Raw genomic sequence first — 13,208 nt, 5'->3', positions numbered from 1 at the left:
TGTAAATAATTGTAACATTTATATTTTAAATGTTAATTTTTTGCATAATAAACTTACTTCTTTTTGAAGTATGAAAGTAAAAATGAATTACCCCTGAATGTGAAAAAGAAAATAAAAAAATAGATAAACTCCAAGTGAACTCATACTAGAAGTTAGTAGTGCAATGAACAAATAAGGATTGTATCTTTTTTGGTTATTTCTCGTTAAGAAATAAAAGATAGATAGGAAGATACTAAGAATGAACGTAGCTAGCCATATCTTGTTTATTAAAAGAGATCCAGATAAAAACAGAAAGTTTATGAAATATATAAAGTTCGCTAGCAGAAACAAACTTAATATAAGTCTCATCAACATGATCTCCTCCGTTTTATAAATAATTTTATCTAATAAAGCTGATAGTTTTCTCCAACCATAGCCTCTTCTTTATACGTTGAACTCCAGATATTTATATGAACTTTGGCAATACCGCTAAGATCATCTAAAGTAGCTTTTCTATTCATAACGGAACAATCATCCTCCGTTGTTGAAAGAGGTTGAGACATAAGTATTTTAACAAACTTGAAACCCAAACAATGATAGTAGGTGAAGTGACGCCTCTCCTGTGATATACTTCGCTTTCCATAAGAAGCTAGCAAGCCCGTGCTACACACTTTTGGGTCTGGTTGTTGCTTTGCATCCCACAGGAGTCTACGTATATTTCATCTACTTAGCTATTACTTTGTTCGGAATTTTTGTTAATTACTATGTCATGTCCCACCCTCTGTTTTAGTACAAAAACATTTCCTCAATTATTATTGTGTTCTTCTTCAGCAGCCATCGCTATTTCCTTTGTTTCATGAACTGTCCCAAATGGATGTTGTGGAGGTGCATAGATCGAGTAAAGTTTAAGAGATTGCTTACCTGTATTGATTAAATTATGCCATTTTCCAGCAGGAATGATAATAGCATAATCCTCAAAAACTTTCTTCTGAAAATCTAAACGATTTTTGCTATCTCCCATTTTTACAATTCCTTGACCTTGTTCAATTCGTAGAAATTGGTCTAGGTTTGGATGGATTTCTAAGCCTATTTCTTCTCCAGCTTTTATATCCATTAACGTGAGTTGCAAATGTTTTCCGGTCCATAAAGCCGTTCGAAATGTATTGTTTTGTTTGGTCGCTTTTTCAATGTCAATAACAAATGGTTTTGCACCATAATCTGTTAAATGATTTCTTACATCTTCATTTAATAGACCAAAACGTGCTGCATTTTCTTGTTCACCTGCTAAAGCCCACATAAGCATATGATGAATTTGTGGTTGGTGCACGTGAAAATAATTTCTCCGGTCATTTTCATATCCTTCGATTTCCAAATTAAAAGCTCTTTGTAAACCTTCTTGATAACTGTGATATGTTATTTCATCAGTATTGTACAACGGCTGTTTTCCAGTAATGTTGAAATATAAATTAGTGAATTGTGTAAGAGTAGCCTTTTTTCTTTCTATTGCTTGTAGAATCTCATTTTTATGTGTTTCATTTGGTGTGTCATTAGCTAATTTTCTATAAAACTCGATTGCTGTCGCTTCTCGTTTCATCACAGACAATAGTACATTCTCTGATTGATTTTCGTCTGTTTGAGGAACTCTTGGATCTAAATTAGAGTTAAAATTTTGTCTGTTATCAATTCCGTAATATAGAGTTTGATACGAATTGGGCACATAATACAATTTACTCATTCCCTTCTAAGGTTTTTTCATCGTATCATATGCCTAATTTTAGAAAATGTACGTTAAATAATTAATATTACTGTTCATTTTAAAGTTTGAAGTTAATGTTAATATAACAATCATGAACTATTAAACATAGATTACACATAATAGCAAGAATACAAAAAGAATCAAAAATATAATATCTTTCGTATTTTTCTTTGTATTATAAAAATTTAGTTTTAAAATAAAATAAATAATCCCAGCAATTGTGGTCAATATGAGGATTGTAACCAGAATTTGATGATGATTTGTTAATTGTAAATAACAAATGAAAATTGTATATAATATGGTTAATCCTTTTTTAGTGTTTGTGTATTGTTTGGGGTTGAAGATATTCTCTTTTATAGTAGTTTTCTCTATCATCGAAACCTCCTACATGTACATTCTATTGAATTATATTAATAATAAGTGTTTTGCATCAATCCGTATTTAAGTTCATTTCAAAAAACATCGTATTTCTATCATAATTCCTTTTTTTACCTTTATCAATGAATAATTATTTAAAACTGAAGATTGATAGGGAGTCTAGCTTCGTTTTTGTTTTATAGGTTTTAAGTAAATAAAAATGCAATTACCTATTATAGATAATCGCATTCATAAGCTTTATTATTCAGTTACTTATTTTCCCAAACTTTCATTATTATCATTTGCTTTATTTGCTTCAGCATGTTTTACACCTTTGCTTACATAGGGTTTTGCACTTTTCGTTTTGTTTGCCCCTTTTTGCCAACGAGTCCAACCCTTTTTACCTGTGCCTCGACCTGTTCCGCCCTTACCTTTTGCTTTACTCATCAAATCAACTCCAATACTCTTTGCCCAAGTTATCTATATCATTAGTTAGTTTCAACCATATTATTTGGATAAAAACAAAAGAATGAAGTTTAATCATATAACATTTAAAGAATGAATTAAATAGGTATTCATTTTTAATGTCGAATTAGCTTCATTCTTACTAGAAAAGCTTGAAAAAGTGACATGTATTTTAGCGTGAAACCTATTAAAATATTAGAGGCATTCCACTTTCACTTCTTCAACTATAGAAGTTCCTTCACTTTGTTCTTTGTCATTCCATTTCCAGCTTTCAACTAGCCTTAATCTTCCATCTGAAAGTATTTCTGGAACAGACTGACACTGACCACCTCTTAGTTCCTGCTTTATGTTCACATGATTATAGTTGAATTGTAAATGCCCATTTTCATCAACAAGTCCAATTAGAAAACCTTTAATAATGTCTCCACCGCTATATGTTGCAGAAAGTATATCACCTTCTTGTTTGTAGTGAAAAACAGTTTTAGAAGAAACTTCACCATTCTCTGTGTTAACAACGGCTACAAATGTTCGATTATGATAATTAATCATTATTTGTACGTCTCCCTTCAATTCGGAATAGAACAACCCGATTATAAAGCTATGAAAAAATTAAATGAAATGAAAAATCAGAGCCAAATACTAGTAGCTCTGATTTAACTGCTAAATGTAATTGAATTTTTAAAACATGTGGAACAATTGTGAAACAAGAAAAACCGGGGCGTGACAGGCACCTATTACTGAACTAGTTCATCCACCGATTCTTTTCTATGTACACGTTTAATTGCTTCACTAATTAAAGGAGCAACTGAAAGCTCAACGATTTTATCAATTCGCTTTTCGTCTGGAAGAGTAACTGAATCTGTAATGATTAGTTCTTTAATTTTTGAATTTTGAATTCGCTCGATTGCTGGTCCAGATAAAACAGGATGTGTGCAACAAGCGTAAACCTCTTTTGCTCCATTTTCAATTAGAGCGTTTGCTGCTAAAGTAATTGTTCCTGCTGTGTCAATAATATCATCGATTAAGATCGCTGTTTTGCCTTCAATATTACCAACAATATTCATTACTTCAACAACATTTGGTTTTGGACGTCTTTTATCAATAATTGCTATAGGGGCTTTTAATCTATCTGCTAATTTACGAGTACGTGTTACGCCTCCATGATCAGGTGAGACAATAACAATATCCTCTAAATTTTTACTTTCGAAATAATCGGCCAAGATTGGTACCCCTAATAAATGGTCAATCGGAATGTCAAAGAATCCTTGAATTTGTGGTGCGTGAAGATCAAGGGCAATAATACGGGTTGATCCTGCCGTTTGAAGAAGATTTGCAATGAGTTTAGCCGTAATTGGCTCCCTAGCTCTTGCTTTACGATCTTGTCTCGCATATCCATAGTAAGGAATAACTAAGTTGATTGTATTTGCTGAAGCACGCTTTAATGCATCAACCATTATTAAAAGTTCCATTAAATGCTCGTTTACTGGGCTGCTAATTGATTGAATAATATAGACATCACAACCACGGATACTTTCTTCTATATTTATTTGGATTTCTCCATCACTAAAACGAGTAACAGAATTCTTTCCTAACTCGATTCCTAGAATATCACAAATTTTCTGTGACAAAACAGGATCTGAGTTTAACGAAAATACTTTCATATTAGAATCTTCATGTTCGTGTTGATTAGACATAATAAAGCGAAAACCTCCAAGGAATTTTTATATTTTATCATTCGACATAATTCTATTCTACACTATTCTTAAAACGTTCAATAGCGACAATTTTGATAAAATTAAATTTTTTTTGTATCATGTGTTCTTTTTTTTATGTATTTTTAAGGTTAACACTGAGCTTTTTGAAATATTTTGAAATTAATTGAATGATAAATCTTATTAGCTACATTATTTAACTATGAACTGAACAGGATTAAGTAGTTAAAATTATATACATTATTTGTTTGTACTAGGAAGTGAAATTTGCTTTCAATTTTCTAAAACCAACAAATAGAATGAAGATGATTAAAATTGTGATAATAAAAGGAAGGATCTTTGAAAGTAAATTCATCCAATGAAAAGGCGCATCATGTGTATATGAAGCTTTTTTCCATTGGTTTTCTTCCACTTCGACCGCAATGTTTGTATCTGTTTTTAGATTGTTTATTTTATAATACTTTGTTCCCTTTGGATAAGCATTTGAGGCATTTCCATAATATTCTCCTGTCATATCATCAGGGATTGTTTTGACTTCTCCAATGATTTGACCAATATCACTTTCCGAGACTTTTTCATTCGTCACTTCATAGACATGACCTTCCCATACGACAAAGGGGAAAGCCCAACTTAAACCTTGGGCTGATGAAGTGAAGGTAACAAAAGACAATAATACAATTATACTTATTTTTTTCATACCTACATAACATACCCTTCTATTCATGATATTTTTATTTTTCTAAAGATTTATAGTTCAGTGTAATTGGATGGTTTTTTTTCATAGTTGCTTTATACAATGTGATCGTCCCAACCTTTGGTTTAGTAGAATCAGAATCAACTTTAAAGCTCTCATCTAGTGAGATGGTCCAAGCTGCTTCATTATGATTCTTTAAAACAATAGCAATTGTGCCAAACTGAACAATGTTATCCCAAAGGAACAATTGAGTTTTACCATTTTCAGAAACAGATATCCCTTCTTGATTACTGATAACAGTGATATTTTGACTTTCCCACCTACCGTGAATTTCTGCCCCAACATAATAATAAGAATGACCACTCCCCCGATCACCATAAGTTCCAATGAATTGCTGAAGTGTTTGATCTGCTGCTTTATATGTCACCGCTACAACATCATTTGCTAACCATTTTACTTTGAAATTTCCATCAATAGACTGAGGTAATCTTTCTTTAGGTCGAGCTAAAATACCGTAATAAGATCTAAAATAAAAGGTGTCGCCACTTTCTACATTTTCTTTCACAGATAAAACATGCTTGAAATTAGGTGATATACTTGTTACATTGTTTATTCTCTGTTCACTATCAAAAATGAGAATACTATGTAGAATGATGAAACTCACCACAATAAAAGCACCATAAAATTTGTTTTTTCTTGTGAGCTTTATTAAAAGTAAGATTGCTAGCGTTAAAAAAGTAACACAGAAAATATTGAAAATGTAAAATAATCGGTTGTCAATATACTCTACTTGATATTTTTTAGAAAATAATAAGAGTCCAATTTGCAAACAGAACAATCCAATTGCAAAAAGAAATAAAATGAAACCAATTATTTTATTCCATGTTTTCTGTTTCATTTGGTGAAACCTCCATTGAAAACTCCCATGTTTTCCCGCTATCTTTTGAAATGAATTTTCCTTTTACATTCCCACCCTTATAGTCACCATTAGGACCTTGATTAACCAGTACAGCCAGCCCGTCATTTTCCTTTACGGGTATTTCTGCTGATACAAAGATTTGTTTGTATTTTTCAGGAATAAGAAAAGTGGCTTTCTTCCAGGAGTTTCCTGAATCATGTGTAAAATAAAGATCTGGTTCCTGAGGGTTTATCGTGCCAAAAGAAAGAAATCCAGTAGATACATCAATAAAACCTCCATCTGAAATTAATCTCGTTATCCCTGAATTTGTTGTTTCATTCCAATTTTCCCCTGCATCAGTTGTTAAAAAAACATGTGATGATTCCTGAGACATCGTTCGATTGCCCGAAATAATGATATATCCGAATGTATCATTAAGAAATTCTACTTTTCTAAATCTTATAGCCGTAAACTGTTCCGTAATAACATGTTGATCCCATGTTTTTCCTTGATTAGTAGAATAAGATAATAAAACCTTGTGATGATCACTATAAATGAAAGCAATTCGATTGTTCGTTATAATATAACTATTTTCAATCAGTTGTTTCTTGTTGCCATGATAATCACCATAAAATAATTGGTTGTGATCAACTGGAACTTTAATCCAGTTCTTTCCTTTATCAAATGTGATGTGTAGCTTTTCATTTTGTAATGAATAACTGATCAATTTAATTGGGTCAATTGGCTGTAACTCTTCTACCTGAGGTTTTTTGAGATCATTTTTAGATTCTTGATTAAAATTAGGAAGTGATGTTTGAGGAGCATTTTGATACCTAATCATCACAAGTACTAAGCTAATGATCATAATAAAAGATACTCCAAGTATCAATTTTTTCACTTAAAGAACTCCTTATGTAAATATTCCCCTTAAAGAAACAAAAATATGGCTTATCTTTATATATTCTAAGAAAGAAAAATAGTACAATGCTCTTTCTCTCTTATTCTTGATTTCTACTACTATAGAATTACCTTTTCATTTTGTTCTATCTTTGTACGTTTTGCATTTTGAGTCTCGAAAAATTGAATAAATAAAATGAGTAATATAATTTCTATGAATGTAATCATTGTAGTTTAAATTTACCTTTTTATACCTTATTAGTATATTACCATAAATACCCATTGGATTTGTGACGTTTTAATAGAAAATTCATTTATTAATGAGTAAATTGCCCAATATATTTTTCACGATAAATCAGATTTTTCAATGAAACATGGAAGTAAAATAATTAAAGGATTATCTATAAACTAAGCGAATAGTTATTTATTGTGGTAACTATTTAGGGGGTATTACTGTTGACTGATTTAACAAACTTGAACAAAGAACAATTAATTGAGCTTTATACTAAATTAGAAGATGAATATCAAGAAATCAAAGAAAGTAATCTTTCTTTAGATATGTCCAGAGGAAAGCCTAGTCCTGAACAGCTTGATCTTTCATTAGATTTACTGAGTATTTCAGATGAATCACTGCATGTCTCAGAAGGAATAGATATTCGTAACTATGGTTCTTTAGATGGTCTAGATGAAGCTAAGAAACTCTTTGCTGAAATGCTTCAAGTTAATCCAAAAGAAGTAATTATTGGCGGAAACTCTAGTCTAAATATGATGTATGACACGGTATCAAGAGCTTTACTTCACGGTGTGATTGACAGTAGCATACCATGGGGAAAAGAACCGAAAATCAAATTTTTGTGTCCTAGTCCTGGATATGATAGACATTTTGCTATATGTGAATTATTAAACATTGAAATGATCACAATTGACATGTTAGATGATGGTCCTGATATGGATAAAATTGAAGAACTTGTTGAAAAAGACGAATCGATAAAAGGGATCTGGTGCATTCCAAAGTATAGTAATCCAGATGGAACTACATATGGTGATGAAGTAGTAACACGTCTTGCAAATATGAAAACAAAAGCAACAGATTTTAAAATCTTTTGGGATGATGCGTATACAGTTCACCATTTAACAAATGAACCTTCTCAATTAAAAAATATGTTAAAAGCCTGTAAAGAAGCTGATAATCCTAATAGAGTATTTATATTTGCTTCCACATCAAAAATAACTTTCCCTGGATCAGGAGTTTCAGCAATGGCAGCAAGTGAAGATAATATTGCTTTTATTAAGAAGCAACTTGCCATTCAAACAATTGGTCCTGATAAAATCAATCAAGTTCGACATGTTCGTTTTCTTAAGAATCTTGAAAATATTAATCACCATATGAAAAAACAAGCTGAAATCATTAAACCAAAATTTGATATGGTAACAAGCATTTTACAATCACAGTTAGGTGAACTAAATATTGCTTCGTGGAGTAATCCAAAAGGAGGATATTTTATCAGTTTAAATACACTTGATGGTTGTGCAACGGAAACGGTTAAACTTGCTTCTGAAGCTGGAGTAACATTAACGTCTGCTGGAGCAACATTTCCTTATGGTAAAGATCCTAGGAATCGAAATATTCGAATTGCTCCAACTTTTCCATCATTAACTGAATTAAAAACAGCTATTGAAGTACTGTGTGTATGTATTAAAATGACAAGTATTAAAAAACTGTTAAATAATTGAGTGGATCCTGCTGGTAGTTTTGTCTGATTTCTTTTCTAACAGTGGAACCATCAAATTAAATTTAGGATACGACATTCAAATCATTACTTACGATATCGTGGAGAAAATCTAATATCATAACAAAAATAACATGCGATTTTAAAACATATTCGACAAAAAAATACAAAAAGCTTGATGGAAATTCCGACAACCTTCAGGCTTTTTTTCTTTTAAATCTTTTGCAAGTTAAACTAAAGTGCCCGTTAACAGAGAAGAAACATTAATTCATTGTAAATAGGAAGTAAAAATGGGTCTGTTTTTTGTATTTTAATCTACTAGACCGTTACCAATGTAAGCAAAAGTAATTACGTCTGCATAAACAATTATATTGTCTGGAATAGATTTGGTTTTTGTAGGAAAATCAATCATGTAGACTTCTTTTCCTTCATATGATATATCATTAAGTTCAGTGGTCATATTTTCATTCAGTAATATTTTAGATACCTTTCCATCTCTCCAACTATCATCAATCCATTCTTTTTGATTTGAAGACAGTTGCCTCCATACTATTTCTCTGACATCATCTTTTTTGAAAACCTTTCTTTCTAGCTCATTGCTTTTAACATAATTTTGGTCAATAATACTTTCTTGTTCATTTTGATTAGAACAAACAAGTAGTCCTAAAAAAAGCAATGCAGAAAAATTAGTTAGAATAATTTTCTTCACACTGAACACCCCCGTATTTCATTAGACGACCATTTTCATTATTGGTTACTAAATAAAATCAAATCATTCGTTTTACTATCCTAATAATTATTTTATATTTTACCTTGTTTTCCTATTATTCATTTTAAAAGAAAATGCATCCCTGTTTTTTTACAGGAATGCATTTAGCTAGATGTATAATGTTTCACATACTCATTTTTATAAATTCCATTGATTTAGAGTATCCAAAACAATCTTTAAATAGTTTCCTACCGATATATTGTTGAAAATTATTGTTTTTATAACGGTAATATTCATTCCAATAGCTAATCATTCTGTTATAACTTTTGCAAAATGAAAGATGATTTTGATGACAAAATTTCTTGATTCGTTCTGTGTTCTGCTCTTTTAAGATTTCATAAGTCATTTCTACTATTTCTAGGACATATTCATCACATATTTTTACGATGTAGGCTATAACCCAATCTTCATAATCCATTAAAAGCAATGAATTCATATGTTTTTGTCGTACAAAACCGTCACAACTTCTTGAATAAATACAATGCACAATCATTTTCTCTTGATCATTTAAACTATCTATAAATTCATCTGAATTATCGATGTAATAAATTCGATAAGGAAATTTAATGACGTTATTATCTTGAAAATACTCAACAATTTCCTCTGACTCTCCAATAGTGATATTATTATAGGCTTTTTGCGAAATGAGTTTATTTATTTTATTAACGTCATCTTTCAAATTTTTTGGAAATCCATCGTGAAAAATATGATCACATCCTTGCTTTGTTCCTTGGTGTAGAGCAACTATTCTCTAAGTTCTGTGATTCCTTACATCCTTACCTTATCTCAATAAAAAAAATGAAGGTGTTTTCAGAAGCAGTAACAAAAACAATTAAGCTAAATACATCAATAAAACACTATGAACAAACAGTGTATTTTTCATTTTACAATATTTACATAGATATTTATTGATAATTTAAGTTATATCAGAATATTTTTTAAAAATTAATTTGTCTTCTTATGTAACTTTATTTAATACATGCAGTAAGATTTGAAAACACTTTGATTTTCAAGAGTTAAGCTTTTGTATTTTTGAAGCAATGAAGAGTTACTATAATGAAAAAATTTTTTTCTAGGGAGTAACAAGTAAGCTCATAATAAATTGTTCTCCAATAACGCCTACTTTTCTTCTGCCTGTATCATGAAACCCAACTTTATTATAAAGATTTTGTGCGGGAATGTTTTTATGGTTTACAGCTAAAACAATTTCATTACAAGTAGGGAATTCCTTCTTAATAAAAGCTTTCAATAACAGCATTCCTCTTTTAGCAAACCCTTGACCTTGAGTTGAATAATTAATAGAAAATGCTGTTAGTAGCATTGCTTTTGAATTATCTGTATACTGCATTACTCTTTTCGTAGAATGTAAAAGGAAAAATCCAACTGGAATGTCATTGCTTGTTATAACAATTCGAAATTGTCCCTCTTTTACATTCATAACCTCGTTAGGTAATGCTGTGAATTTTTCTTGATCTTTTGGAAGTTGAAAAGAGTTTAAATGCTCCAAATGTTCGAGTGAAAAGTGTTTCAATGTGACTATTGTGTTATGCTCCATTAAGTGTTTCCTCCTGGATTTTTTCCTCAATTTAACTAAGTTTTAAAGTCAGATGAATACATTTTCTACTACTCTTCCTCATTTTACTAGTCTTGTTAAAATATTGATTTCATCTTGAATTTTTCAAAATGAAAATCTGCTAAAACAAATGGAGCCGCATGTTGTTTGATACCTATAATCTTTGTATATAGATAACCTAAGGAAAAAAATTAATCTTCGTGAACTACTTCAACTATATGTTGTTCCAAAGGGTGACGAACCGAATTAATAAAGCTCTTACCAGCTCCCCATCCTATATCAAAGAATCCTTCTCCGTTCCCTGTCGAAACACATTTCATTACGGTCTCTCCTTCAAAATTGTCGATCGTTACTGTTAAAGATGCTGTACTATTATTACGCAGAAAAAACTTCTCTAACACAAGTATACTAATTCGTTTATTACCATCACCAGCTACCTTATAATCATAGAACACGATTAGTTCCTTAACTTCACTATTTTCTGTTATTTTCATTGAGGCTTCAAAGGGTTCTATATTTAGTTTAAATTCGGAATATTTCTTCATTGTAGCTCTCCTTTAATATAGGCTCTTTTCTGAACAATTGTTGCTATGTAACCACAAATTGGAGTAGAAACAGTGTCTTCCAACTAAAAGGGTATTATTTTTTATGAAGAAAAGATGCCTCTAGACTTTATACAACAGTGTTGATTGCTTAAGGTATTTAAAAGTAACAAAGTTTGTGAAAACAGCCTTAATATAAAACTTAAATTAGTGATATATTGCTACAATTGTATATACGTAACAAAACACTATGAGTTTCGACTTTATTTTCATTTATAAGAATATTTAATTATATAGCTTTAGAATATATAAGTGCAGAAATAACAGACCGAACCATAGTATGATTGGTCTGTTAAATGTCATTTATTTTTTTAAAATGATATTATGTCGTTACTCATTTTAAAACTATTTCTTATTTAGAAGATCTATCAAATAATGTATTTGAACGGGAACTAAACTACTTTCTAAATAAGGTTTATATTTATCAATTGTACTTTTAACTTTAAAAGATTCCTTGATGGTCTGTTCTTAATTTACTTATTGCTGAAAAATCTTAGTGATAAATCCATCTTCTCCTACGTTCGGAATAAAATAAGAAACACCATAGCTTGAGGCAACAGCTGTTACAATTGTCCATAAACCTAAACTAACAAGCATCCAAGTTGTTACTAACGACCTTTTAGAGCCAAAGCTCATTCCCATAAAAGCAGAAATATGTGAACCAACAAAGAATGGGCCGATAATCGCTAGACCTGGCAATCCATATCTGTCAAATAACACCCTAGCACGTTTTGCCTTCTTTGAGTCTGCTTCTACTTCAGCTTCATCCTCGAGAGTAGCTGCTTGTTGCCCACTACCAATCATTCTTTTTTGTTTTCTCTTTCTTATCCATGTTTTGACTTTATCAACAAACAAAATCAATAAAAGTATTGTTAGAGAATTCCCAAGAAAAGCTAGTATTGCAACAGGTATCGGGGATAAGCCTCCAATAACTGCTAATGGAATAACAGCAATAAGTTCAAACAATGGTACAGCTGCCAAAATAAAAACTAATAAATATGATATAAACATTTCATTCTCCCTTCCATCTCAATTCAATGAAATTATAATTACATTGAATATTTGGTGAAATTCCCTAAATCAATGGGGGTGATCCTCCTAAGGTAAGCAAGTTGAAAATTTAATTATCAATAGCTTTACTACGTAAGTCACAAGCTAACAGATATTACCTTAGTCCAAGATGCTTTTATAATCCTAATTCTTTAATTTGATCAACTGTATCTGTTATCTCTTGAAGAGATGTGAAAAACTCACTATTCTCAAGTAAAGCAGTATCAAATTTTCCGTCTTTAATATTGTGTAAATACAAATCAATTCCTTCAAGGGCTGTATTATTATGTTCGATAATTTGTTGATGAAGATCATTCGCAAGTTCAGGTGCTTGAAGCTCATTAAATGCTTCAATATCTTCTTTCATGTCAGTTAGTTTTGACTCTAAATCTAGTCGTGCCAGTTCATCACTTACTGCTTGTTCAGCGAGTGTGGGTACTTCTGAAACAAACGTATTCACTTCACCCACATACTCTGTTGCTTCATTCACATAAGTAACTGAATTATTTACATCCTCGAGCAATGAACATCCTCCAAGAAACAACATTGTCGTAATTGAAAAAACCATTAGCTTCATTTTCAATTAAATAACCTCCGTATATTTATCCGTATTGTCAAAACTTTTATATTAAAAAGTTAATAATTCCTTGATTTATAGGGCTTTAAATGCAAAAAACTTGCCACCCCCTGAATTTTAGGTTAAAAGTGAGGTTACCACACACACAC

The 13,208-nt window shown here is 30.9% G+C and carries 14 protein-coding genes; 1 reads left to right on the top strand and 13 read right to left on the bottom strand.

All coding sequences use genetic code 11. From position 1 onward, the window contains the following. Positions 1–784: 784 nt before the first annotated feature. The 7 genes from LC076_RS00070 to LC076_RS00040 form a co-directional block, all read right to left on the bottom strand. Positions 785–1,714 (bottom strand): cupin domain-containing protein, encoded by a 930-nt coding sequence (locus LC076_RS00070; protein WP_226665205.1) that lies wholly within the window; start codon positions 1,712–1,714, stop codon positions 785–787. Between the two features lie 651 nt (positions 1,715–2,365). Continuing rightward, positions 2,366–2,539, bottom strand: a complete 174-nt coding sequence (locus LC076_RS00065) for a DUF3934 family protein (protein WP_226665203.1) — start codon at positions 2,537–2,539, stop codon at positions 2,366–2,368. A 213-nt stretch (positions 2,540–2,752) separates the two neighbouring features. Continuing rightward, positions 2,753–3,106: a n-acetylglutamate synthase gene (locus tag LC076_RS00060; RefSeq protein ID WP_226665201.1), complete on the bottom strand. Its 354-nt coding sequence runs from the start codon at positions 3,104–3,106 to the stop codon at positions 2,753–2,755. A gap of 185 nt (positions 3,107–3,291) precedes the next feature. After that, complete coding sequence (locus LC076_RS00055) at positions 3,292–4,251, bottom strand: ribose-phosphate diphosphokinase (RefSeq protein WP_226665199.1); 960 nt, start codon at positions 4,249–4,251, stop codon at positions 3,292–3,294. 271 nt (positions 4,252–4,522) lie between these two features. Next, entirely contained in the window at positions 4,523–4,966 is a 444-nt protein-coding gene (locus LC076_RS00050) for a hypothetical protein (protein ID WP_226665196.1), read from the bottom strand. Positions 4,967–5,000: 34 nt separating this feature from the next. Next, positions 5,001–5,861 carry a hypothetical protein gene (locus LC076_RS00045; RefSeq protein WP_226665195.1) on the bottom strand — a complete coding sequence of 287 codons (861 nt, stop codon included), beginning with the start codon at positions 5,859–5,861 and terminating at the stop codon, positions 5,001–5,003. Beyond that, positions 5,839–6,759, bottom strand: coding sequence for a WD40/YVTN/BNR-like repeat-containing protein (locus LC076_RS00040; RefSeq protein ID WP_226665193.1), 921 nt, complete (start codon positions 6,757–6,759; stop codon positions 5,839–5,841). Before LC076_RS00040 ends, LC076_RS00045 begins: the two co-directional genes overlap by 23 nt. A 455-nt stretch (positions 6,760–7,214) precedes the next feature. On the opposite strand from LC076_RS00040, the gene LC076_RS00035 reads away from it, so the two are divergent. Further along, positions 7,215–8,492 carry an aminotransferase class I/II-fold pyridoxal phosphate-dependent enzyme gene (locus LC076_RS00035; RefSeq protein WP_226665191.1) on the top strand — a complete coding sequence of 426 codons (1,278 nt, stop codon included), beginning with the start codon at positions 7,215–7,217 and terminating at the stop codon, positions 8,490–8,492. A 306-nt stretch (positions 8,493–8,798) separates the two neighbouring features. Here the strand turns inward: LC076_RS00035 and LC076_RS00030 are convergent, their stop codons facing one another. From LC076_RS00030 to LC076_RS00005, 6 genes are all read right to left on the bottom strand, one after another. Further along, on the bottom strand, positions 8,799–9,197 hold the full coding sequence (locus tag LC076_RS00030; RefSeq protein WP_226665190.1) for a hypothetical protein: 399 nt from the start codon (positions 9,195–9,197) through the stop codon (positions 8,799–8,801). A gap of 184 nt (positions 9,198–9,381) precedes the next feature. Further along, positions 9,382–9,936, bottom strand: coding sequence for a hypothetical protein (locus LC076_RS00025; RefSeq protein ID WP_226665188.1), 555 nt, complete (start codon positions 9,934–9,936; stop codon positions 9,382–9,384). 393 nt (positions 9,937–10,329) lie between these two features. Next, positions 10,330–10,812, bottom strand: coding sequence for a GNAT family N-acetyltransferase (locus LC076_RS00020; protein WP_226665186.1), 483 nt, complete (start codon positions 10,810–10,812; stop codon positions 10,330–10,332). A 209-nt stretch (positions 10,813–11,021) separates the two neighbouring features. Then, on the bottom strand, positions 11,022–11,375 hold the full coding sequence (locus LC076_RS00015; RefSeq protein WP_226665184.1) for a DUF6054 family protein: 354 nt from the start codon (positions 11,373–11,375) through the stop codon (positions 11,022–11,024). Positions 11,376–11,909: 534 nt separating this feature from the next. Beyond that, a complete protein-coding gene (locus tag LC076_RS00010; protein ID WP_226665183.1) occupies positions 11,910–12,443 on the bottom strand; it encodes a small multi-drug export protein in 534 nt (177 codons plus the stop codon). A gap of 175 nt (positions 12,444–12,618) precedes the next feature. Continuing rightward, positions 12,619–13,059, bottom strand: coding sequence for a DUF6376 family protein (locus tag LC076_RS00005; RefSeq protein ID WP_226666132.1), 441 nt, complete (start codon positions 13,057–13,059; stop codon positions 12,619–12,621). Positions 13,060–13,208 lie beyond the last annotated feature (149 nt).

Source organism: Metabacillus litoralis, from assembly GCF_020524045.1.
GTDB lineage: Bacteria > Bacillota > Bacilli > Bacillales > Bacillaceae > Metabacillus > Metabacillus litoralis_C.
The sequence above is the reverse complement of the archived record's forward strand: the minus strand, read 5'-3'. Positions and strand labels throughout refer to the sequence as shown.